Source organism: Agromyces cerinus, from assembly GCF_016907835.1.
GTDB classification, from domain to species: Bacteria; Actinomycetota; Actinomycetes; order Actinomycetales; family Microbacteriaceae; genus Agromyces; species Agromyces nitratus.
Window position 1 is genome coordinate 1,086,918 of the sequence record NZ_JAFBCT010000001.1, and the last position, 23,149, is coordinate 1,110,066.

Annotated in this window: 16 protein-coding genes; 12 read left to right on the plus strand and 4 right to left on the minus strand. The window is 70.2% G+C overall.

Annotated elements, in window-relative coordinates:
* The first annotated feature begins 25 nt into the window (after nt 1–25).
* Together JOE59_RS04915 and JOE59_RS04920 are read left to right on the plus strand one after the other, a co-directional pair.
* Entirely contained in the window at nt 26–1,879 is a 1,854-nt protein-coding gene (locus JOE59_RS04915) for a DUF8094 domain-containing protein (RefSeq protein WP_204459189.1), read from the plus strand.
* Complete coding sequence (locus JOE59_RS04920; protein WP_204459190.1) at nt 1,876–2,835, plus strand: tetratricopeptide repeat protein; 960 nt, start codon at nt 1,876–1,878, stop codon at nt 2,833–2,835. The genes JOE59_RS04915 and JOE59_RS04920 overlap by 4 nt, the downstream gene beginning before the upstream one ends.
* A gap of 37 nt (nt 2,836–2,872) precedes the next feature.
* Here the strand turns inward: JOE59_RS04920 and glgB are convergent, their stop codons facing one another.
* Together glgB and JOE59_RS04930 are read right to left on the minus strand one after the other, a co-directional pair.
* Nucleotides 2,873–5,086, minus strand: a complete 2,214-nt coding sequence (gene glgB, locus JOE59_RS04925; RefSeq protein WP_204459191.1) for a 1,4-alpha-glucan branching protein GlgB — start codon at nt 5,084–5,086, stop codon at nt 2,873–2,875.
* Nucleotides 5,079–7,121: a maltotransferase domain-containing protein gene (locus tag JOE59_RS04930; protein WP_204459192.1), complete on the minus strand. Its 2,043-nt coding sequence runs from the start codon at nt 7,119–7,121 to the stop codon at nt 5,079–5,081. Before JOE59_RS04930 ends, glgB begins: the two co-directional genes overlap by 8 nt.
* A gap of 125 nt (nt 7,122–7,246) precedes the next feature.
* Here JOE59_RS04930 and JOE59_RS04935 point away from each other — a divergent pair, with 125 nt between their 5' ends.
* From JOE59_RS04935 to glgP, 5 genes are all read left to right on the plus strand, one after another.
* Entirely contained in the window at nt 7,247–8,878 is a 1,632-nt protein-coding gene (locus tag JOE59_RS04935) for an FAD-dependent oxidoreductase (protein WP_204459193.1), read from the plus strand.
* Nucleotides 8,879–8,913: 35 nt separating this feature from the next.
* A complete protein-coding gene (locus tag JOE59_RS04940; protein WP_204459194.1) occupies nt 8,914–9,171 on the plus strand; it encodes a hypothetical protein in 258 nt (85 codons plus the stop codon).
* A 15-nt stretch (nt 9,172–9,186) separates the two neighbouring features.
* Nucleotides 9,187–9,594 carry a hypothetical protein gene (locus tag JOE59_RS04945; protein ID WP_204459195.1) on the plus strand — a complete coding sequence of 136 codons (408 nt, stop codon included), beginning with the start codon at nt 9,187–9,189 and terminating at the stop codon, nt 9,592–9,594.
* Entirely contained in the window at nt 9,584–9,949 is a 366-nt protein-coding gene (locus JOE59_RS04950; RefSeq protein WP_204459196.1) for a hypothetical protein, read from the plus strand. The genes JOE59_RS04945 and JOE59_RS04950 overlap by 11 nt, the downstream gene beginning before the upstream one ends.
* A 263-nt stretch (nt 9,950–10,212) precedes the next feature.
* Complete coding sequence (gene glgP / locus JOE59_RS04955) at nt 10,213–12,777, plus strand: alpha-glucan family phosphorylase (RefSeq protein WP_204459197.1); 2,565 nt, start codon at nt 10,213–10,215, stop codon at nt 12,775–12,777.
* A gap of 157 nt (nt 12,778–12,934) precedes the next feature.
* Here the strand turns inward: glgP and ybaK are convergent, their stop codons facing one another.
* Both ybaK and glgX read right to left on the minus strand, forming a co-directional pair.
* A complete protein-coding gene (gene ybaK / locus JOE59_RS04960) occupies nt 12,935–13,432 on the minus strand; it encodes a Cys-tRNA(Pro) deacylase (RefSeq protein ID WP_204459198.1) in 498 nt (165 codons plus the stop codon).
* Nucleotides 13,432–15,525 carry a glycogen debranching protein GlgX gene (gene glgX / locus JOE59_RS04965; RefSeq protein WP_204459199.1) on the minus strand — a complete coding sequence of 698 codons (2,094 nt, stop codon included), beginning with the start codon at nt 15,523–15,525 and terminating at the stop codon, nt 13,432–13,434. Before glgX ends, ybaK begins: the two co-directional genes overlap by 1 nt.
* 89 nt (nt 15,526–15,614) lie before the next feature.
* On the opposite strand from glgX, the gene JOE59_RS04970 reads away from it, so the two are divergent.
* The 5 genes from JOE59_RS04970 to JOE59_RS04990 all read left to right on the plus strand — a co-directional run bounded on the left by JOE59_RS04970 (nt 15,615) and on the right by JOE59_RS04990 (nt 23,119).
* Nucleotides 15,615–16,868: a cysteine desulfurase family protein gene (locus JOE59_RS04970; RefSeq protein WP_204459200.1), complete on the plus strand. Its 1,254-nt coding sequence runs from the start codon at nt 15,615–15,617 to the stop codon at nt 16,866–16,868.
* 58 nt (nt 16,869–16,926) lie between these two features.
* A complete protein-coding gene (gene mnmA, locus JOE59_RS04975) occupies nt 16,927–18,033 on the plus strand; it encodes a tRNA 2-thiouridine(34) synthase MnmA (RefSeq protein WP_307836955.1) in 1,107 nt (368 codons plus the stop codon).
* A gap of 87 nt (nt 18,034–18,120) precedes the next feature.
* Complete coding sequence (locus JOE59_RS04980) at nt 18,121–18,831, plus strand: hypothetical protein (RefSeq protein ID WP_204459201.1); 711 nt, start codon at nt 18,121–18,123, stop codon at nt 18,829–18,831.
* Between the two features lie 55 nt (nt 18,832–18,886).
* A complete protein-coding gene (ligA, locus tag JOE59_RS04985; RefSeq protein ID WP_204459202.1) occupies nt 18,887–21,241 on the plus strand; it encodes an NAD-dependent DNA ligase LigA in 2,355 nt (784 codons plus the stop codon).
* A 45-nt stretch (nt 21,242–21,286) separates the two neighbouring features.
* Nucleotides 21,287–23,119: an alkaline phosphatase family protein gene (locus JOE59_RS04990; protein WP_204459203.1), complete on the plus strand. Its 1,833-nt coding sequence runs from the start codon at nt 21,287–21,289 to the stop codon at nt 23,117–23,119.
* Nucleotides 23,120–23,149 lie beyond the last annotated feature (30 nt).

The following is a 23,149-nucleotide window of genomic DNA, read 5'->3' on the forward strand; positions in this document are numbered from 1 at the left end:
GTTGGCGGCAATGGAGGTTCTGTTCGTGCGCTTCGTCTTCGCAATCGTGGCATTCATCGCCGCGGCCGTGATGATCGGGCTCGGCATCGCCCAGCGCACGGTCTTCCTGGAACCCGACCGTGTCTCGATGTCCGCCGAGCTGGCGGGCGGTGAAGCCGACTTCATCGTGATCGAACCCGAGGCGCTCGCCGCGCACCCGGGAAAGCAGACCATCACCGTGTCCGGATCCCCGAAGGCGTTCCTCTCCTACGGGCGCAGCTCCGATGTCGAGGCCTGGCTCGGTGACACGCCGTACGTCTCGGTCGGCTACGACGCCGAGGCCGATGAGATGACGAACGAGATCGTCGTGACGAAGCCCGTCGCGGATTCCAACCCGACGGTTCCCACCACTCAGGCGCCGACCGAGGGCGAGGCCGAACCTGCGGCGGCCCCGACGCCCGACGGCTCCGATCTCTGGCTCGACGAGTTCACCGACGACCTCGTGCTCACGACCACGATCGACGTCCCCGAGGACATCTCCGTCCTCGTCAGCGCGAACGGCGGCGAGGAACTGCCCTCCCGCGTGAAGATCGACTGGCCGCTCGACAATGCGACGCCGTGGGCAGGGCCGCTGATCGTCGGCGGCGCGCTCGTCTTCCTGCTCGGCATCGCGCTCGTGATCGCCGGCTTCATGAACCACCGACGCATGCGGGGCCCTCGTCGAAACCTGCCGGGCGGCACTCGTGGCAAGCTGCCGAGCGCTCCCAAGCCGGGGCGCACCCAGGTGGGCGGCGGCCGGCGCGCCATCGGTCGTGCCAAGCGCATCGCCATCGTCCCCTTCCTCGTCGTTCCGGCCCTCGCGCTCTCCGCGTGTTCGGCCGACTACTGGCCGAGTTTCGACCAGCAGGCGGCACCTGAGACCACTGCCCCGGCGACGCCGCTCGCGACGCCCGGGCCGACCGACGAACCCGTCGACGACACCCAGAAGGCCCAGCCGGCGGTGACCGTGCCGCAGATGGAGCGCATCATGCGTCGCATCGCGGTGTTCGCCAAGGACATCGATGCATCACGCGGCACCAAGGCGGCCGCTGAGCGGTTCACGGGCCCTGCGCTCGAGGCGAGGGCCGCCAACTACGCGATCCGGGGCAAGCTCGCCGATCACCCGCTTCCGACGCCGATTCCGGCCTCCCCGCTGACGCTGACGCTTCCGCAGCAGGTCACTGGCTGGCCGCGCACGGTGCTCACGATCGCGAAGAACTCGGATGACCCGACGATCGCACCGAGCGCGCTCGTGCTCGTGCAAGAGACGCCGCGCGACAACTACAAGATCATGTACTCGATCTCGCTCGCGCCCGATGCAGACGTTCCCGAGGTCGCACCCGCCTCGATCGGCGCACCGCCGATCTCGCCGGAGTTCAAGGGCCTCGTGATGCCGACCGGTCAGGTCGGGGCGGCGTACGCCGATGTGCTCCTGAAGGGCGAGGCCTCGGAGTTCTACCCGATGTTCGACCCCGAGGGCGACACGCTCATGCAGCAGCTCGGCCCGGCCGGTCAGAAGGCCATCAACGACGGCCTGGAGAAGACGGTCGATGCGACCTATTCCAACAAGGTGGGCGACAGCCCCACGGTCGCACTGGCGACGAACGACGCCGGCGCGCTCGTGAGCGTCTCGATCGAGCAGACCGAGAACGTCATCCCCAACGACGGCGGTACGATCGGGTTCAAGCCCGGTGCCGGCGCTTCGCTCTCCGGCTTCACCGGCAAGAGCGCGAAGGGTGTGCAACGCGTCATCGGCATCCAACTGCTGTTCTACGTTCCCGGCGTCGGCAACGAGTCTGAAGACCAGATCCGTCTGCTCGGCTGGTCGGAGAGTCTCATCGGAGCTTCGGAGGTACCGTGACCAACCCGATTCCCCCTTCCGGCGCCGCGCTTCGCGGCGCGGTCGACCTCTCTTCGCTCGTGCAGCGTCAGGCGCAGGGCTCGGCGGGTCAGCAGGGTGCGCACGCGGCATCCGGGCCGAGCGACCAGATCGTCTTCGAGACGGATGACGCAGCCTTCGGCTCCACGCTCGAACTCTCACGCACCGTGCCGGTCATCGTGGCGCTCTGGGCCACGTGGAGCGAGCCGTCCAAGGCCCTCCTCGCGACGCTCGAACGACTGGTCCGCGCTCGTGCGGGCCGGCTCGTGCTGGCGGCCGCCGACGCCGACCGCAGCCCGCAGCTCGTGCAGGCCTTCCAGGCGCAGGCGATCCCCACGATCGTCGCCGTGGTCGCCGGCCAGCCGGTGCCGTTGTTCGCGGGCGAGCAGCCCGACGAGGTCATCGACCAGGTCTTCGACCAACTGCTCGAGCTCGCCGGCCAGCATGGCGTGACCGGCAGCATCGAGCCCGGCGAGAACGGGGCCGACGCGGCAGCCGCTCCCGCCGAGACCGTCGAAGCGCCGCTCCCGCCGCTGCACCAGGAGGCGTACGACGCGATCGAGCGAGGCGACTTCGCCGCCGCGTCGGCCGCGTATCGCACCGCGATGGCCCAGGACCCACGAGACACCCTCGCGGTCGCGGGGCTCGCGCAGGCGAATCTGCTGGGCCGGCTGCAGGGCAAGACGCTCGACTCGATTCGCAACGCCGCGGCAGCCGCTCCCGAAGACCTGGGCGCGCAGCTCGACGTCGCCGACCTCGACCTCTCCGGCGGTCACGTCGACGATGCCTTCGATCGACTGCTGACGCTGTTCCCGAACCTCGACGCCGACGGCAAGAAGCTCGTGCGCGAGCGGCTCGTCGAACTCTTCGAGGTGGTCGGCACCGACGACCCGCGAGTCGCCGTGGCACGCCGTCGTCTGACGACGCTGCTCTACTGACGCCGCGCCGACGGGTCTCGATACGGCGCGAGCGCGCCTACTCGACCGGCAGGGTGTCGAGCGCGAACCACACCGCACCGAGCGGCGGCAGGGTGAACGACGCCGAGGCCGGGCGACCGGCCCAAGGCTCCGCGACCGCGTCGACCACACCGAGGTTGCCGACGCCCGAGCCGCCGAACTCCGCGGCATCCGAGTTCATGACCTCGCGCCAGCGCCCGGCGCTCGGCAGCCCGAGGCGGAACCCCTCGTGCGGCACCCCCGCGAAGTTGACGACACAGAGGAGCGGTCGCCGCTCTCGGTCGTACCGGAGGAACGCGATGACGTTCTCGGCGGTCGCACCGCCCTCGACCCACTCGAAGCCGGCCGCGTCGTCGTCGAGCTGCCAGAGCGCGGGCGTTGCGCGGTAGCCGCGGTTCAGCGCGCCGACGAACTCGGCGAGCTGCCGGTGGCTCGGCTGGTCGAGGATCCACCAGTCGAGGCCGCGCTCCTCGCTCCATTCGGAGAGCTGGCCGAACTCCTGCCCCATGAAGAGCAGCTGCTTGCCGGGGTGCGCCCACATGAAGGCGAGGTAGGCGCGCACGTTCGCCAGTTGCTGCCAGTGGTCGCCGGGCATCTTGCGCACGAGCGAGCCCTTGCCGTGCACGACCTCGTCGTGGCTGATCGGCAGCACGAAGTGCTCGCTGAACGCGTAGAGGAACGAGAACGTGAGGTCGTGATGGTGGTGCGAGCGGTACATCGGGTCGTTCTGGATGTACTGCAGCGAATCGTGCATCCAGCCCATGTTCCACTTGTAGCCGAAGCCGAGGCCGCCGCTCTCGGTGGGGGCGGTGACGCCCGGCCAGCTCGTCGACTCCTCGGCGATCATGACGATGCCCGGGTTGCGCTTGTACGCCGTCGCGGTGGCCTCCTGCAGGAAGCCGATCGCTTCGAGGTGCTCGCGCCCGCCGTGGATGTTCGGCAGCCACTCGCCCTCGGCCCGTGAGTAGTCGAGGTAGAGCATCGAGGCGACGGCGTCGACCCGCAGCCCGTCGACGTGCATCTCCTCGAACCAGAAGAGGGCGTTCGCCACGAGGAAGTTGCGCACGCGCGGGTTGCCGTAGTCGAAGACGTAGGTGCCCCAGTCGAGCTGCTCGCCGCGTCGCGGGTCGGCGTGCTCGTAGAGCGGCTGGCCGTCGAAGCGCGCGAGCGCCCACTCGTCTTTCGGGAAGTGCCCGGGCACCCAGTCCATGATCACGCCGATGCCCGCGCCGTGCAGCCGGTCGATGAGGTACTTCAGGTCGTCGGGGGAGCCGAACCGCGAGGTCGCTGCGTAGTAGCCGGTCACCTGATAGCCCCATGAGCCGCCGAACGGATGCTCCGCGAGCGGCATGAACTCGACGTGCGTGTAGCCCAGCCACTCGAGGTACTCGATGAGCTCGTCGGCGACGTCGCGGTAGCCCTTGCCGGGGCGCCACGAGCCGAGGTGCAGCTCGTAGATGCTCATGGGCAGCGCGTGCAGGTCCGCGGCGGCGCGGCGCGACATCCATTCGCCGTCGGCCCACTCGTGGGTGCTGCGCGACACGACGGAACCCGTGGCGGGGGAGACCTCGGCCTGGCGAGCCATCGGGTCGGCCTTCATGATCCAGTCGCCGGCGGCGGTGAGCAGCTCGAACTTGTAGACCGCGCCGGGCTCGACGTCGGGGATGAAGAGCTCCCAGATGCCGGTCGGACCCATGCTGCGCATCGCGTGCCCGGTGCCGTCCCAGCGGTTGAACGCACCGGTCACGCGCACCGCCACCGCGCGCGGCGCCCACACGGTGAACGCGGTGCCGCCGACGCTGCCGCCGACGCCCCAGTGCTCGCGGTGGTGGGCACCGAGCACTCGCCAGAGCTCTTCGTGCCGGCCCTCGCCGATGAGGTGCAGGTCGAGTTCGCCGATGGTCGGCGCGAAGCGGTAGGGGTCGTCGCTCGTCCAGTCCGAACCGTCGGCATAGCGGGCGCGCACCCGGTAGTCGGTGGGGCCGAAGGCGCCGGCGCCGGCCCAGATGCCATGACCGACGTGTTCGAGCGGGAGCACGCCGCCGCCGGGGAGGACCGCCTGGACCGATTCCGCGAGCGGCCGTCGGGTGCGGATCGCGGTGAGCGGACCGGCGAGCTGCGGCTCCTCGAACCCGTGCTGGCCGAGCACCGAGTGCGGGTCGTGGTGGCGCCCCTCGGCGACGGCGGCGAGCACGTCGTCGGCGATGGCTGGTGCGGCGAGCGGTTCAGGCATCCGTGGCCCTTCTCACGTGCAGGATGTGCGCGGGCCGCGTGAACGCGTCGAGTCGCACGTAGTTGGCGGCGCCCCACTCCCAGCGTTCGCCGGTGACGAGCTCGTCGACCTCGAAGCGGGTGCCGGGCTCGAGGCCGATCGCCTCGAGGTCGAGGTGCACCGTCGTCTCCCGCACGGAGTGCGGATCGACGTTGGCCACGACGATGATCGTGTCGTCGGCGCCCGTGCCGGTGAAGCGGCCGTCGAGGTGCTTGGAGTAGACGAGCACCGAGTCGTCGTCGCTCGCGTGGAAGCGGATGTTGCGGAGCTGGCCGAGCGCCGGGTGCTCGGCGCGGATGCGGTTGAGGATGCCGAGGTAGAGCGCGAGCGAACGCCCCTCGCGCTCGGCGGCCGCGAAGTCGCGCGGCTTGTACTCGTACTTCTCGTTGTCGATCGCCTCTTCGGCGCCGGGGCGGGCGACCGATTCGAAGTGCTCGAACCCCGAGTACACGCCCCAGAGCGGCGCCGCCGTCGCGGCGACGGTCGCCCGCACGGTGAACGCGGCCGGACCGCCGAACTGCAGGTACTCGGTGAGGATGTCGGGGGTGTTGACGAAGAGGTTCGGCCGCATGAAGTCGGCGGTCTCCTGCGAGACGCTGGTCAGGAACTCCTCGAGCTCGGCCTTCGTGTTCCGCCACGTGAAGTACGAGTACGACTGCTGGAAGCCGACCATCGCGAGCGCCTGCATCATCGCCGGCCGGGTGAAGGCCTCGGCGAGGAACACGACGCCCGGGTCATCCGTGTTCACCGCCGCGATCAGCCGCTCCCAGAACGCGAGCGGCTTCGTGTGCGGGTTGTCGACGCGGAAGATGCGCACGCCCTGCTTCATCCAGTGCCGCACGACCCGGAGCACCTCGGTGAAGATGCCTTCGGGGTCGTCGTCGAAGTTCACCGGGTAGATGTCCTGGTACTTCTTCGGCGGGTTCTCGGCGTAGCGGATCGTGCCGTCGGGCAGCTGCGTGAACCAGTCGGGATGCTCCGTCACCCACGGGTGGTCGGGTGCGGCCTGCAGCGCGAGGTCGAGGGCGACCTCGATACCGAGCGCGGCGGCCCGGCGCACGAACGCGCGGAAGTCGGCGAGCGTGCCGAGGTCGGGGTGCACGGCGTCGTGGCCGCCGGGGGAGCCGTCGGCGAGGGGCCCGCCGATCGCCCAGGGGGAGCCGGGGTCGTGCGGGCCCGGGTCGAGCGTGTTGTTGCGCCCCTTGCGGTTGGTGACCCCGATCGGGTGGATCGGCGGCAGGTAGACGACGTCGAAGCCCATCGCGGCGACCCCGTCGAGACGCTTGGCCGCGCTGCGGAAGGTGCCCGACTTCCACGAGCCGTCCTTCAGCTGCTTCGCGCCCTCGGAGCGCGGGAAGAACTCGTACCAGGCGCCGACGCCCGCGTGGCGGCGCTCGACGAGGATCGTGTGCTCGGGGGAGTCCGTCGAGAGCCGCGCGAGCGGTCGGGCGTCGAACTCGGCGAGGGCCGGGTCGTCGATGAGCGGGCGCCGATCGGCGGCGGCTCTGCTCGCTGAGCTTGTCGAAGCGTGCTCACCGCGCAACCCCGCCGCGACGCTCGCGAGACGCTTTCGTGCGGCGAGTGGCCGGGACTTCTCGGCGACGGCCCGGTCGAGCAGACGCGCGCCGAGCTCGAACATCAGCTCGGCGTCGACGCCGGCGTCGACCTTGAGTGCGGCGTCGTGCCGCCACGTGGCGACCTCGTCGTCGAACCCCGTGACGTGCCAGTGCCACTCGCCGATCTCGTCGAGCAGCACCTCGGCCTCCCAGCGGTCGGTGCCGGCCGCCAGCGGAGACATCCGCTCTCGGTGCACCTCGCCCGACGGGCTCGTGATGACGAGCATCGCGCCGACCTGGTCGTGCCCCTCGCGGAACACGGTCGCGCGGAACGGCACCACCTCGCCCTCGAACGCCTTGGGGCGCCAGCGCGCATCGGGCACAGCGGGGGTCAGCCGGGTCACTGGGATCCGGCCGGCGAGCACGGAGGCGGTCGTCACGGTTCGACCGTAGCGCGTCCGCGCCGGATCGCACTCGCGAACGCGTCCGGAACGTCACGGGCCCGACCTGTTGACGGCAGGTCTCGACGTGGATACCGTCAGCGCATGGTGCGAGGGCGAGAGCGATGATCACCGCCGAAACGCTCCGCGGCATCCCGATCTTCGCGCCGGTGCCCGAGGCGACGCTCGACGAACTCGCGCGGGCGGTTGAAGACATTCGCCTCATGCCCGGCGAGTACTTCGCGCACGAGGGCGACGAGCGGGCGCTCTTCATCGTCGTCGAGGGCGGCGCCGAGATCACCAAGGTGATCAACGGCGAGGAGCGCGTGATCGGCCGCCGCAAGCCGGGGCAGTTCTTCGGCGAGGTACCGATGACGCTGAGCACGCCGTTCCCGGCGAGCGGTCGGGCGGCGGATGCCGCGGAGGGCGCGCGCATCATCAAGCTCGACGTCACGGTCTACTACACCCTCGCGGCAACAGCGCCGTCGATCCCCGCCCGCGTCGCCGGCCTGGCCCGTCGCTACCTCGATTCGCTGCAGGAGATGGCGGCCGAGCGGCTCGAGACCGACGTGCGGGTCATCGGACCGCGGTCGGATGCCCGAACCCATGAGGTCACCGGCTTCCTCATCCGCAACCAGGTCGCGTTCGAGCGCACGACCCTCGACGAACCCGTCGCCGGAGAGCAGTACCCGATTCTCGAATACGGCGGCGCGCGTACGGTGGACCCCTCGTTGCGCGAGGTGGCAACAGCGGTCGGGCTCGACGTCGTGCCCGCGGCATCCGACTACGACGTCGTCATTCTCGGTGCCGGGCCCGCGGGACTCACCGCGGCCGTCAACGGCGCCGCCGAGGGCCTGCGCACGGTCGTGATCGAGTCTGTCGCTCCTGGCGGGCAGGCCGGCACCTCGACGCGCATCGAGAACTACACCGGGTTTCCGTTCGGCATCTCGGGCGACGACCTCGCGAGTCGCGCCCTGAAGCAGGCGAAGCGGCTCGGCGCCGAGATCGTGGTGACGCGCACGGTGGAGTCGATCGTGCCGGGCGCTGGTGCGAGGGCCGAGATCGTGCTCGACGGCGGCGATGTGCTGCGGGCGCCCGTGGTCATCATCGCGACGGGCGTGGCTTGGCGCTCGCTGCCGGTACCCGGCATCGACCGGTTCCGCGGCAACGGCGTCTATTACGGGGCAGCTCGCAGCGACGCCTCGATCGCGCAGGGCGCGGATGTCTGCATCGTCGGCGCCGGCAACTCGGCGGGTCAAGCGGCACTCTTCTTCGCACGGCACGCGCGATCGGTCACGATGCTCGTGCGCGGCCCGTCGCTCGAGGCGAGCATGTCGCGCTACCTCATCGACCAGATCGCCGCGAACGACGGGGTACGAGTGCAGACCCGCAGCGAGATCGTCGGGCTGCACGGCGGATCGAGCCTCGAAGCCATCGACATCGTCGACCGCACGAGCGGGGCGACGGTGCGAACCGAGGCCGGTGTCGTGTTCGTGATGATCGGCGCCGACGCGGTGACCGAGTGGATGCCATCGGCGGTTGCTCGTGATTCGCACGGGTTCATCCTCACCGGAGCCGACGCGGCGGCGACCCCGCAGTGGGGTCTCGATCGTCGGCCGTTCGCGCTCGAGACGAGTGCGCCGGGGGTGTTCGCGATCGGCGACGTGCGCTCGGGCTCGGTGAAGCGCGTGGCCGCGGGCGTCGGCGAGGGCGGTATGGCGGTGGCGTTCGTGCACCAGTACTTGGCGCTCGCGTAGGCTGCCAGCTCACGGTGAAGGTGAAAGGTCAGCTGATGTCGGAAGATCGCGTCTTGGTCGAGTTCTCCCAGGACGAAGCGCTCGTGCTTTTCGAGTGGGTCGCCGCCTACAACGAACTGCACGACTCGGAGGAACAACCGACGGCCGAGGAGTACGTGCTCGGGAATCTTGAAGCGGCACTTGAAAGCCAGGTGAATGTGGTCTTGTCCGCTCGGTATAAGGAAGAACACCGTGAGGCACAAGCGCGGCTGCAATCTCGCTGGGTGCTGGATGGAGACCAGCCGCCAGCGTAGTTGCCAGCATCGAGGATGGGCGAGGAAGTGGAACAGAAATTCTTCAGGATTGCGGCACGGGGCCTGACAGCGGGATTTGTGCTCGCCGCATTCGTCAGCTGCTCAGCGACGACGGCCACGATTCCACCGCTCGTGTGGCAGGGGATCGATGAATCACAGATGGATGAGCGGGCCCTCGAGGAATGCAAGCCTGGTGATGCCACATTGGTCGCGGCTATTGACTCAAGCTCCACTGCCCTTCGCGACGCCAACGTCGAGCACCCGTGGGACGAAGAATTCGACGACAACCTTTCTGCGGAGGACATCTACGTAGCTGTGTGCGTTGTAGATGCATCGACCGTTCCTGCATTGAGCAACGACCTGAGCTACTTCGCCATTTGGCAGGCAGATATGGAGGGCTCAGGCGTGCTCGGTGGATGGTGATGAAAGGGGCTCGATGTATAGCTTGGACGAACTCGCGGAGGCATGGTGGAGGCACAGGCTTCCTGGAGGCTATATCGAGAGCCAACTCAGCGGCGGCATCTACGACGAGACTGCAGATCTTGTCGAGGACGTTGTCGATGCCCTCGTGCGCAATCAGATTACCTTCGGGCGGATTCTCGCTGCACTTGTTCGGAGTGCTCCGTCCAGGGATGCGCTTGCTTACCTGGGCACTCGAGTCGTGGAAGATGCAGAGAGCGCGTTTGGCAGCGCAGCTTTGAGCGCGGTGGAGGGTTCTGGTGTGAGTGAGTCCGAGATCAGGGATGTGCTCGCGGGTTACCAAGCTCCAAGTTCGTAGAGGATATTGATCGGCGGCTCAAAGGAGTGATGCCGCAACGCATAGAGCATGACGGATCCAGTCTGCGGACTGTCCTCGTCGACCCCGCATTATGGGTCGGCCACTTGCCAGCGCGCCGCCTTCAGGGGGACCTCGCGGTCACGTAGTTCGTCTACGGCGCCATGGGCCCGGCCCATCAACCAGTGCCAGTTGCGGCATCCTTGAAGATCACCTCACGACCCTGCGTTCACGCAACCGACATCTGCGGCTCCTAGGGTGGAGCCGTGAAGCCGATTCGCAAGTTCACGGTCCGCGCGGTCATCCCTGCCGAGCTCGGTGCGCTCGAAGAGCTCGCCGCGAATCTCCGCTGGGCGTGGCACGAACCGACCCGCAGGCTGTTCCAGCATGTCGATCCCGAGCTCTGGCAGGCCTCCGATCGCGACCCGGTCGCGTTCCTCGGCGAGGTCGAGCCGGCGAGGCTCGCCGAGCTGGCGGGCGACGGCGGCTACGTCGAGTGGGCCGAGCGCGAGCGTGCGGCGCTGCGCGAATACCTCGCCGAGCCCCGCTGGTTCCAGTCGCTCGGCGCCGAGACCCCGAGCACGATCGCGTACTTCTCGCCCGAGTTCGGCATCACCGCCGCGCTGCCGCAGTACTCCGGCGGTCTCGGCATCCTCGCGGGCGATCATCTGAAGGCGGCATCCGACCTCGGTGTGCCGATCGTGGGCGTCGGACTCTTCTACAAGGCCGGGTACTTCTCGCAGTCGATCTCGCCCGACGGCTGGCAGCAGGAGCGCTACCCGGTGCTCGATCCCGACGGCCTGCCGCTCACCCTGCTGCGCGCACCCGACGGCGCCCCGGTGCAGGTGACCCTCGCACTGCCCGACGACCGCGCGCTGCACGCGCGGGTGTGGAAGGCCGCCGTCGGCCGCATCCCGCTGCTGCTGCTCGACACCGACATCCCGACGAACTCCGACGAACTGCGCTCGGTGACCGACCGCCTCTACGGCGGCGGCGGCGAGCACCGCCTGCTGCAGGAGCTGCTGCTCGGCATCGGCGGCGCCCGTGCGGTGCGCGCGTGGACGGAACTGAGCGGATGCCCCGCACCCGACGTCTTCCACATGAACGAGGGTCACGCGGGCTTCCTCGGCCTCGAGCGCATCGCGACCTACATCGGCGAGGGGCTCACCTTCGCCGCTGCGTTGCAGCTCGTGCGGGCCGGCACCGTCTTCACGACGCACACGCCGGTGCCCGCCGGCATCGACCGCTTCGATCGTGCGCTCGTCGAGCGGTACCTGTCGGGTTCGCTGCTGCCCGGCGTCGACCCGGCCGACGCGCTCGCCCTCGGGGTAGAACCCGGCGCCGACCCGGCGACGAGCGCGTTCAACATGGCGGTCATGGGGCTTCGGCTCGCCCAGCACGCGAACGGCGTCTCGAGACTGCACGGCGAGGTGAGCCGCCGCATGTTCGGCGACCTCTGGCCCGGCTTCGACGCCGAGGAGGTGCCGATCACGTCCATCACCAACGGCGTGCACGCCCCGACCTGGACCGACCCCGCCCTGCTCGGCCTCGCCGAGACGCGGCTCGGCACGGGCGACACCGAGCACGCCGAGTGGCGCAGCCCCGCGCTCGCCGACGGTGAGTTCTGGACCGTCAAGCGCGCCATGCGCCAGCAGCTCGTCGACGACGCTCGGCGCAGGCTCGCGGCATCCTGGCGTGAACAGCACTCGGGCGCCGAGCCGCCGAAGTGGGTGTCGCAGGTGCTCGACCCCGACACGCTCACGGTCGGGTTCGCTCGCCGGGTGCCGACGTACAAGCGGCTCACGCTCATGCTGCAGGACCCTGAGCGGCTGAAGGCGATCCTCACGAACCCCGAGCGCCCCGTGCAGTTCGTCATCGCCGGTAAGTCGCACCCGGCCGACGACGAGGGCAAGCGACTGATCCAGCAGCTCGTGCAGTTCGCCCAGCAGCCCGAGCTTCGGGGGCGCATCGTGTTCCTGCCCGACTACGACATGAGCATGGCCGAGAAGCTCTACCCGGGCTGCGACGTGTGGCTCAACAACCCGCTGCGCCCGCTCGAGGCCTGCGGTACCTCGGGCATGAAGGCGGCGATGAACGGCGCCCTGAACCTCTCGATCCTCGACGGCTGGTGGGCCGAGTTCGCGGGCGACGACTACGGCTGGGTGATCCCCTCCGCCGATGCGGCGGGCGATGCAGGGGAGCGCGACGCTCTCGAGGCGGCGGCGCTCTACGACCTGCTCGAGCACCGAGTCGCGACGCGCTACTACGAGCGCGACGGCGACGGCGTGCCGGTCGAATGGGTTCGTCGGGTGCGTGAGACCCTCGCGGTGCTCGCGCCCGAGCTCGGCGCCGATCGCATGGTGCGCGAGTACGTCGAACGCCTGTACCGGCCCGCGGCCGAGCATTTCACGATCGTCGCGGCCGAGAGCGCGCGGGGAGCCCGCGAGCTCTCGAGCTGGGGTGCTCGGGTGCGTGCGGCATGGCCCGGCGTGCAGGTCGCGCATGTGGAGTCGGGTGGCATCGACGCGCCGCACGTCGGCGACGAGCTGCAACTGCGCGCCGTCGTGCGGCTCGGCGAGCTCTCGCCCGACGACGTGCGGGTCGAGGTCGTCTACGGCCGCAGCCGCGCCGACGAGACGATCGACGCCGCGCAGCACGCCGAGCTCGAGGTCGCAGATGCCGCGGCGCAGCTCTCCCCGGGCGAGCACCTCTACACGGGGTCGCTCGTGCTCGATCGCGCGGGCGCGTTCGGCTACACGGTGCGCGTGGTGCCGCGGCATCCGCTGCTGCTGTCGACCGCCGAGCTGGGACTCGTGGCGGTCGCTGACTGAGGCTGGCTCGGCCGAGGCGCGGCGCCGTGCCATGTCACTCCAGCGGATATACGATCCGGCGCGCCGGTGCGCAGTGGAAGATCTCGGGGTGGCGGATCGTATATCCGCAGGAACGACACTTCGTGCGTGGGTCGTGACGCCGGCTGAGCGCTGAGGCTCAGCGGGTGCGGGCGATCGGCGCGTAGCGGCCTGCAGTGACCGCGAGCAGGTCGTCGGGTGCGAGCTCGAGGTCGAGGCCGCGTCGCCCGCCCGAGACGTAGATCGTCTCGTGGAGGATCGCCGATTCGTCGAGCACCGTCGGCAGCGCCGTCTTCTGGCCGATGGGGCTGATGCCGCCGACGACGTAGCCCGTCTTGCGCTCCGCGACGGCGGGGTCGGCCATCTCGGCGCGCTTGCCGCCGAGCGCGGCGGCGAGTGCCTTCAGGTCGAGCTGCATCGCCACGGGCACGATGCCCACGGCGAGCGCGCCGTCGACGCTCGCGAGCAGCGTCTTGAACACGCGGTCGGGGTCGAGGCCGAGCTTCTCGGCGGCTTCGAGGCCGTACGCGGCGGCACGCGGGTCGTGGTCGTAGCCGAGTGCGGTGAAGGCGATGCCCGCCCGGGAGAGCGCGACGGTCGCGGGCGTGCCCGCGGAGGCATCCGCTCGCTTGGCCATCAGGCTGCACCCTCTGCGCGGAACAGGCGCATCGATTGGGCGCCGACTCTGAGAGACGCGCCGGGGGCGAGCGGGGCGGCTGCAGACGAAGCGAGCGATGCCGCCGACGGTGACTCGTCGGCCGAGTCCCACAGCAGGGTGTACCCGCTCACCTCGTCGTGCGACGGCAGCACGACCTCGGCATCGGACTCGTGCGCATGCACGACGAGGAGGATGCGGTTCGGCGCCTCGGTCTCGGGCGTGGAGGCGGCGAGGAACTGAAGCGTGCGCTCGGCGGGGGAGTTCCAGTCGTCGATGCCCATGGTCTCGCCCTCGGCGTTGAACCAGTCCATCTGCGTGGCGCTCGGCACGGTCTCGCCGAGGCGTCCGAAGCGCATGGGGCGGAGCGCCGGGTTCTCGGCCCGCAGCCGCATCAGGTGCCGGGCGGTTTCGAGCAGCGCGGGAGCGAAGCGGGGCCGGTCGGCCTCCTCCCACGCGAGCCAGGTGAGGGGGGAGTCGTGGCAGTACGCGTTGTTGTTGCCGCGCTGGCTGCGGCCGAACTCGTCGCCCGCGGTGATCATCGGCACACCCGCCGAGAGCAGCAGCGTGCCGAGCAGGTTCCGGATGCTCCGGCGCCGCGCAGCCCGCACGACCGGGTCGGCCGCCTCGCCCTCGACCCCGTGGTTGTACGAGTTGTTGGAGTCGGTTCCGTCGCGGTTCTGCTCGCCGTTGCCCTGGTTGTGCTTGACGTCGTAGGCGGTGAGGTCGGCGAGGGTGAAGCCGTCGTGCGCCGTCACGAAGTTGAGGCTCGCGAGGGGCCCGCGCTCGCCGGAGAACGTGTTCGACGAGCCCGCGAGGCGCGTGGCGAAGCGGCCGATGCCACTGCCCGCCGAGCCGGTCTCGCGCTCGCGCCGCAGGTCGCCGAGCCAGAAGTCGCGCATGCGGTCGCGGTAGCGGTCGTTCCACTCGCTGAAGCCGTTCGGGAAGTTGCCGGTCTGCCAGCCGCCTGGCCCCACGTCCCACGGCTCGGCGATGAGCTTCGACGCGCCGATCACCGGGTCGTCGAGCATGGCGCGCAGCAGCGGATGCTCCGGCGTGAACGTCTCGCGCTCGTCGCGGCCGAGCGTGGCGGCGAGGTCGAGGCGGAACCCGTCGACCTGCAGCTCGTCGGCGAAGTAGCGCATCGAGTCGAGCACGAGCCGCTGAGGCGCTTCGCCCGCGAAGTCGAGGCTGTTGCCGCACCCCGTGGTGTCGACGTAGCGGCCGTGCGCGTCGTGCCGGTAGTACGCGGCGTTGTCGATGCCGCGGAACGACGAGGTCGGCCCCTCGCGACCCTCTTCGGCGGTGTGGTTGTAGACGACGTCGAGCACGACCTCGAGCCCGGCCTCGTGCAGCCGCCGCACCATGCCGGCGAACTCGCGCCGCACGGCCGCGGCGCCCTCGGCGCGGGCCGCGGCGCTCGCGTACGGCGAGTGCGCGGCGAAGAACGCGAGCGTGTTGTAGCCCCAGTAGTTGATCTTGCCCTGGCGCACGAGGCGATCTTCAGACACGAATGCGTGCACCGGCAGCAGTTCGACGGTCGTGATGCCGAGATTCACGAGGTACTCGAGCGAGGCGTCGTGCGCGAGGCCTGCGTAGGTGCCGCGCAGCGCTTCGGGCACGGCAGGGTTCAGCTTCGAGAAGCCGCGCACGTGCGCCTCGTAGACCACGGTGCGGTCGAGCGGCACGCGTGGCTTGGCCGAGTCGCCCCACTCGAACCCCGTCGCGATGAGCGACTCGAGCGCGACGCCGCGCCACGAGCCGTCGTCGGCGCGCGTGAGACCGCGAGCATAGGGGTCGAGCAGGGTGTGCACGGGGTTGAACGCATGCTCGACGCCCGCGGGCCCGTCGACGCGCAGGCCGTAGTGGGCGCCGGGACGCAGCTCTGCCGACTCGCCCTGCCACACGCCGTGCTCGTCGCGCACGAGCGGAGTGCGCGCGATCGCCCAGTCGAGGTCGTCGGCGTCGAACACCACGAGGTCGACGGATGTCGCGTGCTGCGACCAGACCCTCGCGACCCCGCCGTCGGCGCCCGCACGAACACCGAGGCCGTGCAGGGGATCGCGCTCAGGCATGCGATCTACAGTAGTTCGTGGAGGCGAGACGCCTGCAAGCGCGTGCACGCCCGTGTCGCGCTCACACCCGGTCACCACTCGGAGGTCACATGGTCATGGTCTACCTCGACCACGCCGCGACCACGCCGATGCTGCCCGAGGCCATCGACGCGCTCACCGCCGCGCTCGCCGTGGTGGGCAACCCCTCGTCGATCCACAGCGCGGGCCAGCAGGCCAAGCGCCTGCTCGAGGAGTCCCGCGAGCGCATCGCCGCGACCCTCGGCGCCGACGGGATCGAGGTCGTGTTCACGGGCAACGGCACCGAGGCGGTGAACCTCGCGATCAAGGGACTCTGGTGGCAGCGGCGCACGGCGGCAGGTGGGGCCGAGGCGTCGCCCGCGCGTCGCCGCATCCTCATGCCGGCGGGGGAGCACCACGCCACGATCGACACCGTCGAGTGGCTCGTCGCGCACGAGGGCGCCGAAGTGGTCGAGCTGCCGCTCGACGAGGTCGGCCGGCTGCGCCTCGACGTGCTCGCCGACGAGCTCGACCGCGACGCGGCATCCGTCGCCCTCGTCACGATGCTCTGGGCCAACAACGAGGTCGGCACGATCGAACCCGTCGACGAGGTCGCGCGCCTGACCGCCCGGGCCGGCGTGCCGCTGCACGTCGACGCGATCGCCGCATACGGGCAGGTGCCGATCGACTTCCACGGCATCCGCACGGCGACGGATGCCCCGCGCGGCGCCGGGCTCGTCGCCCTCAGCGTCTCGGCGCACAAGATCGGCGGGCCGGCGGGCATCGGCGCGCTCGTGCTCGACCGGTCGGCGGCGGTCGAGCCGCTCATCCATGGCGGCGGGCAGCAGCGCAAGGTGCGGTCGGGCACGCAGGATGTCGCGGCTGCGGCGTCGTTCGCGGCGGCCGCCGACATCGTGGCTGCCCGTCTCGGCGCCGACACGGCTCGTATGGCGGAGCTCCGCGATCGGCTCATCGCCGGCGTCGCCGATGCGGTTCCCGACGCGCGCCTGTCGGGCGACGCTGGCCCCGGGGCATCCGCTCGACTGCCCGGCAATGCGCACTTCTCGTTCCCCGGGTGCGAGGGCGACTCGCTCCTCTTCCTGCTCGACGCGGCCGGCGTCGCGGTCTCGACGGGGTCGGCCTGCCAGGCCGGCGTGCCCGAACCCTCGCACGTGCTCATGGCCATGGGCCGGTCGGAGGCCGACGCCCGCGGCGCGCTCCGCATCACGATCGGGCACGCGTCGACCGACGCCGACGTCGACGCGTTCCTCACAGCGCTGCCCGCCGCCCACGCGCAGGCCGCCCGCGCTGGGCTCGCCGCCCGCGCCACCTCGTTCGACCGCTGACGCGCCCGCTGCCCGGGCCACGGGGCATCCGCTCAGGCTGTCTGCCTACACTGGAGGGGTGAAGGTTCTTGCAGCGATGAGCGGTGGCGTCGACAGCGCCGTCGCGGCCGCGCGCGCCGTCGAGGCCGGCCACGAGGTCGTCGGCGTGCACCTGGCGCTCAGCCGCAACGCCGGCACCCTGCGCACGGGCAGCCGTGGCTGCTGCACCATCGAGGACTCGATGGACGCGCAGCGCGCCGCCAACGTGCTCGGCATCCCGTACTACGTGTGGGACTTCTCCGAGCGGTTCAAGGCCGACGTCGTCGACGACTTCATCGCCGAGTACTCCGCCGGGCGCACCCCGAACCCCTGCATGCGCTGCAACGAGCGCATCAAGTTCGCCGCCCTGCTCGAGAAGGCGCTCGCCCTCGGCTTCGACGCCGTCGCCACGGGCCACTACGCCAAGATCGTGACGGATGACGCGGGCAACCGCGAACTCCACCGCGCGAGCGCCGAGGCCAAAGACCAGAGCTACGTGCTCGGGGTGCTCACCGCCGAGCAGCTCGCGCACGCCTACTTCCCGCTCGGCGACACGCCCTCGAAGACGCTTGTGCGCGCCGAGGCAGCCGAGCGCGGGCTCTCGGTCGCGCAGAAGCCCGACTCCTACGACATCTGCTTCATCCCCGACGGCGACACGAGGGGCTGGCTCGCCGACAAGGTCGGTACCGAGACCGGCGACATCGTCGACCGCACGGGCGCCGTCGTCGGCTCGCACGAGGGCGCGCACTCGTTCACCGTCGGCCAGCGCCGGGGCATGCGACTCGGCACGCCCGCGGCCGACGGCAAGCCGCGCTTCGTGCTCGAGGTGCGCCCGAAGGAGAACACCGTCGTCGTCGGCCCCAAGGAGGCGCTCGCGATCGGCGTCATCGCCGGGTCGCGCTTCTCGTGGGCCGGGCTCGCGCCCGAGCAGCCCGAGACGGCGTTCGACTGCGAGGTGCAGATCCGCGCCCACGCCGACCCCGTGCCGGCCGTCGCGCAGCTCGTCGACGGCGAGCTCGTCGTCACCCCGGGGCATCCACTCGATGGTGTCGCGCCCGGCCAGACCGCCGTCATCTACGTCGGAACCCGAGTACTCGGACAGTTCACGATCGACCGCACGGTCAGCGCGGTCCCGGTCGACGCCTAGCCGCGCGGAGGCTCGCCTCAACGACACGCATCGCGTAGATTCGCGCTGGCGCTACCCCCGGCGCCGCGTGAATGACGAGGAGTCGTTGTGTCCTACCCACAAATTCCCGCAGATCCGAACCGTGACCCGGCCGAGCCGTTCCGAAACCTCGACCCGGCACCCACGACGGGTCGAATCACGATCGTCGCCCCGCCCGCCGACGAATGGGAACCGATCGTCGAGGTCGCCCCCATCACCGCCGAAGAGGTCATCGAACGCCAGCGGCAGGCATTCGGCGGCATGAAGATCGGCTCGGCCCTCTTCGGGTGGATCACCGTCGCGGGCCTCACGTCCATCCTCACCGGGCTGCTCGTGGCGGCCGGTGTCACTCTCGGCCTCGGGCCCGTGCGAGCGGCAGGCACCTCGAGCCGCGACGCGCTGCTCGGCGCCGACGCCGTCGGCTGGATCGGCGTCAGCGCACTGCTCGTGATCGCGTTGGTCGCGTTCTACTGCGGCGGCTACGTCGCCGGCCGCATGGCTCGATTCAGCGGTGTGCTGCAGGGGCTCGCCGTGTGGCTCTGGGCGGTCGTCATCGCGATCGTGGCCGCGGTCGTCAGCATGGTGCTCGGCATCCAGGGCGACGTTCTGGGCGTCCTGAACGCCTTCCCGCGCATCTCGGTGCCCGAGAGCGCGCTGACGATCGTGGGCATCACCATCGCGGTCGTGGCGGCCCTCGTGAGCGTCGGCGGCGCCCTCCTCGGCGGGGTCGTCGGGGTGCGCTACCACCGGCGCATCGATCTCGTCGGGTTCGATCGATAGCCGAACGGGGCCCGGGCGCCGGGTGAGCGTCGGCGCCGCCTCGTACTATGGGCGTGTGAGCGACTTCTCCGGTGACAGCGGCAGCCTTCCGACCGATTTCGACGCAGCGCGTGCAGAGGCGACCGAGCTCGCCGATCGCATCGAGGGTGCGCGGCTCGCGTACTACGGCGACGGCGACTCGACGCTCTCCGACGCCGAGTACGACACCGCCTTCCACCGCCTCGAGGCGCTCGAGCGGGCGTTCCCCGAGCTCGCGGGCCAAGACAGCCCGACCCAACAGGTCGGTGCTGCGATCGTCTCGGCGGGCTTCCCCGAGCACGAGCACGCCGAGCGCATGCTCAGCCTCGACAACGTCTTCTCGATCGACGAGTTCCGCGACTGGGCGACGAAGACCGCCGCAGCCGCGGGGCGGCCGGTGCACTGGCTCTCCGAGCTGAAGATCGACGGCCTCGCCATCAGCCTCGCCTACCGCGACGGCGTGCTCGAGACCGCGACGACCCGCGGCGACGGCCGGGTCGGCGAGAACATCACCGAGAACGTCGACCTGATCCCGGCGATCCCGCACCGACTCGAGGGCGAGGGCTACCCGGCGTTCTTCGAAGTGCGCGGCGAGGTGTTCCTGCGCACGAGCGACTTCGAGGCGCTCAACGAGCGGCAACACGAGCTGCAGGCGGCGTTCGAGGCCGAGCAGCTCGCGAAGGGCCGTGCACCCGAAGACATCCCCACGAAATATCCCGAGTTCGCCAACGCCCGCAACACCGCAGCCGGGAGCCTCCGCCAGCGTCGTGAGAAGAAGAACGCCTTCGAACTGTCGCTCATGCGCGAGCGGCTCGGCCGTCTCGAGATGTACCTGCACGGCATCGGCGCGTGGCAGCATCCTGATGTCCGCAACCAGTCGGAGATCTACGCGCTGCTCGCGAGCTGGGGCCTGCCGGTCTCACCGCACTCTCGGGTGTTCGACTCGGTCGACGAGGTCGCCGGGTACATCGCCGAGCGCGGCGAACACCGCCACGACGTCGAGCACGAGATCGACGGCATCGTCGTCAAGGTCGACGAGCTCGCCCTGCACGACGAGCTCGGCGCCACGAGCCGCGCCCCGCGCTGGGCGATCGCCTACAAGTACCCGCCCGAAGAGGTGCACACGAAGCTCCTCGACATCGTCGTCGGCGTCGGTCGCACGGGCCGGGCAACCCCGTACGCGGTGATGCAGCCCGTCAAGGTCGCCGGGTCGACGGTGCGCCAGGCGACGCTGCACAACCAGCAGGTCGTGAAGGCCAAGGGCGTGCGCATCGGCGACACCGTGGTGCTCCGCAAGGCGGGCGACGTCATCCCCGAGATCCTCGGGGCGGTCGAGCAGCTGCGCGACGGCACCGAGGTCGAGTGGCACATGCCCGAACGCTGCCCCGAGTGCGGCACACCGCTGCGCGCCATGAAAGAGGGCGACATCGACCTGCGCTGCCCGAACGCGAAGTCCTGCCCCGCGCAGGTGCGCGGCCGGGTCGAGCACATCGGCTCGCGCGGCGGTCTCGACATCGAGGCGCTCGGCGAGGTCACGGCCGCGGCGCTCACCCAGCCCTCCGTGCCGGCCGAGCCGCCCCTCGCGACCGAGGCGCGGCTCTTCGACCTGACGCTCGGCGAGCTCGTGCCGATCGAGGTCGTCGTGCGCGACTCCGAGACCGGAGAGCCCAAGGTCGACGAGGAGACCGGTGCGCCGTCGAGGCGCGCGCCGTTCCAGAAGCTCGGACCGGCGAGCTACCCGCCCGGCACCGAGACGATGACGCCGGCCGAGCGCCGTGCCGCCGGGGTGAAGAAGGACTTCCGGGTCGTCGGCCCCTCCGAGGCGGCGACGAAGCTCCTCGCCGAACTCGAGAAGGCCAAGACGAAGCCGCTCTGGCGTCTGCTCGTCTCCCTCAACATCCGCCACGTCGGGCCGGTCGCGGCACGTGCACTCGCCGACTGGTTCGGCTCGCTCGACGCGATCCGCGCCGCCACCCGTGAACAGCTCGCCGAGGTCGAGGGTGTGGGCGGCATCATCGCCGACTCGCTCATCGAGTGGTTCGGCGTCGACTGGCACCTCGACATCGTCGACCGCTGGACCGCAGCGGGCGTGCAGTTCGCCACCCCGGGTCATCCGGGGCCGGGGGCTGCCGCCGAAGCCGGGGGAGTGCTCGCGGGTCTCACGATCGTCGCGACCGGATCGCTCGAGGGCTTCAGCCGCGAGGGGGCCCAAGAGGCGATCATCGCCGCAGGCGGCAAGGCGGCGTCCAGCGTCTCGAAGAAGACCGACTTCGTCGCGGCCGGCCCGGGGGCCGGTTCGAAGCTCGCGAAGGCCGAAGAGCTCGGCATCCGGGTGCTCGACGCAGCGCAGTTCGCGCTGCTCGTGACTGAGGGGCCGGCCGCGCTCGACTGATCGCAGGGCCGGGGCAGGGGCAACACCGAAGATGTCGGAGGGGACATGACGGGTGATGAGCGTTCGCACGAGCGGGGAGCTTCGTCCGGGGACGACGAGACCGATCGCGATGAGGCCGATCGCGGCGAGACTGATCGTGCGGGCGAGGCGACCACCTCAGGGGGGTCGAGTCGCCGAGACTTCCTGAAGCTCGGCGGAGTCGCGGCGGCGGGTGCCGTGGTCGGCGGCGGCGTCGGGGCCGCGATCGGGGCATCGATCGGGCACGCCCTCGGCTACGAGGCGGGTGCCGCCGATTTCGCGGCGTTCAGCCCGCGCGAGAAGGCGGGCTTCGATCACCTCGTCGTCGTCATGGGCGAGAACCGCTCGTTCGACAACCTGCTCGGCTGGCTGTACTCGCCCGACGATGTGCCCGATGGGCAGCAGTTCGACGGGCTCGCGTTCGGCGACTACTCGAACGAGGCGCCTGACGGCACGAAGATCGCCGCCCATGTCTACGAGGGGCCGACCGACGAGATCATGGGGCGACCGAACCCCGATCCCGGTGAAGAGTACCCGCACGTCAACACGCAGATCTTCGACACCATCGACCCGGCGGGCAACGCCGAGCTCTTCGTCGAACAGATGACGGCGCCGTACAACGCCCCGAAGTCGAACGCGAAGCCGCGCATGAACGGCTTCGTGACCGACTACCTCGTCAACTACGAGCGACTCAAGAAGGGCACGCCGCCCGATCAGGCCGAACTCGCGCAGATCATGGGCTCGTTCTCGACCGAGATGCTTCCCGTGCTCTCGACGCTCGCGAAGAACTTCGCGGTCTACGACGCCTGGCATGCCGGGGTGCCGTCGCAGACGTTCTGCAACCGGTCCTTCTTCCACGCCTCGACCTCGCACGGCTTCGTCACGAACAAGCACGGCGGCGGGTACACGAAGTGGCTCGATGCGCCGGCTTCGCCGACGATCTTCAACCGACTCGAAGACGCCGGCATCTCGTGGCGCATCTACTTCGACGAACTCCAGCTCGTCTCCTTCACGGGCGTGCTGCACGCGCCGGTGCTCGAGAAGTACTGGCGTACCGAGCACTTCGCGACCATGTCGCAGTTCCACGACGACGTGAAGAACGGAAAGCTCCCGGCATACGCGTTCATCGAGCCGCGCATGGTCTACAACCACAACGACTTCCACCCGCCGGTCGGCAGGCTCCGCGAGAGCGATGTCGACGGCACCGAGGTCATCGACAGCGCGATCTCCGACGTCAGGGCCGGCGAGGCGCTCATCCACGAGATCTACTCCTCGATCAAGTCGAGCGAGTCCTCCGACGGCTCGAACGCGCTGAACACCATGCTGCTGATCACCTTCGACGAGCACGGCGGATGCTACGACCACGTACCGCCGCCGTCGGCGACGCCGCCCGAGGTCGAGGAGGCGGCCGGTGAGATGGGCTTCCGCTTCGATCGGCTCGGATGCCGCGTGCCCGCCATCGCCGTCTCGGCGTACACGCGAGCCGGCAGCGTGATCAACGACGAGATGCACCACGGCGCCGTGATCGCGACCCTTGCGAAACTGCACGGACTGAAGCCCCTGACCCGGCGCGACGCCGAGGCGAACGACATGTTCTCGGCGGTGAACCTCGACTCGCCGAGGCATCCGCTGACCTGGCCGTCGACGACCCCGCAGTACATCCCACCGAACCCGCAGGCGGAGGCCCCGCATCCCGGCCATGCGCACAAGGCCAAGCCGTTGAGCCCGCCGGCACGCGGCCTGCTGGGGCTGCTGCTCGCCAAGTTCGGGCGACCCGACGACGAGGAGCCCGAGACCTACGCCGACGCGTACGAGCTCATGCAGAAGTACGGCATCGGGCTGTTCGGCAAGCCCCGATAGAATCGATGCATCCCCATCCCGAGACGACGG

Excerpts from the sequence above, each read along its gene's own strand:
- ybaK (WP_204459198.1), bottom strand. The coding sequence starts at position 13,432 with ATGGCCAAGCGAGCGGATGCCTCCGCGGGCACGCCCGCGACCGTCGCG.
- JOE59_RS04945 (WP_204459195.1), top strand. The coding sequence starts at position 9,187 with ATGGGCGAGGAAGTGGAACAGAAATTCTTCAGGATTGCGGCACGGGGC.
- JOE59_RS04935 (WP_204459193.1), top strand. The coding sequence starts at position 7,247 with ATGATCACCGCCGAAACGCTCCGCGGCATCCCGATCTTCGCGCCGGTG.
- JOE59_RS04990 (WP_204459203.1), top strand. The coding sequence starts at position 21,287 with ATGACGGGTGATGAGCGTTCGCACGAGCGGGGAGCTTCGTCCGGGGAC.
- JOE59_RS04970 (WP_204459200.1), top strand. The coding sequence starts at position 15,615 with ATGGTCATGGTCTACCTCGACCACGCCGCGACCACGCCGATGCTGCCC.
- glgB (WP_204459191.1), bottom strand. The coding sequence starts at position 5,086 with ATGCCTGAACCGCTCGCCGCACCAGCCATCGCCGACGACGTGCTCGCC.
- glgX (WP_204459199.1), bottom strand. The coding sequence starts at position 15,525 with ATGCCTGAGCGCGATCCCCTGCACGGCCTCGGTGTTCGTGCGGGCGCC.
- JOE59_RS04940 (WP_204459194.1), top strand. The coding sequence starts at position 8,914 with ATGTCGGAAGATCGCGTCTTGGTCGAGTTCTCCCAGGACGAAGCGCTC.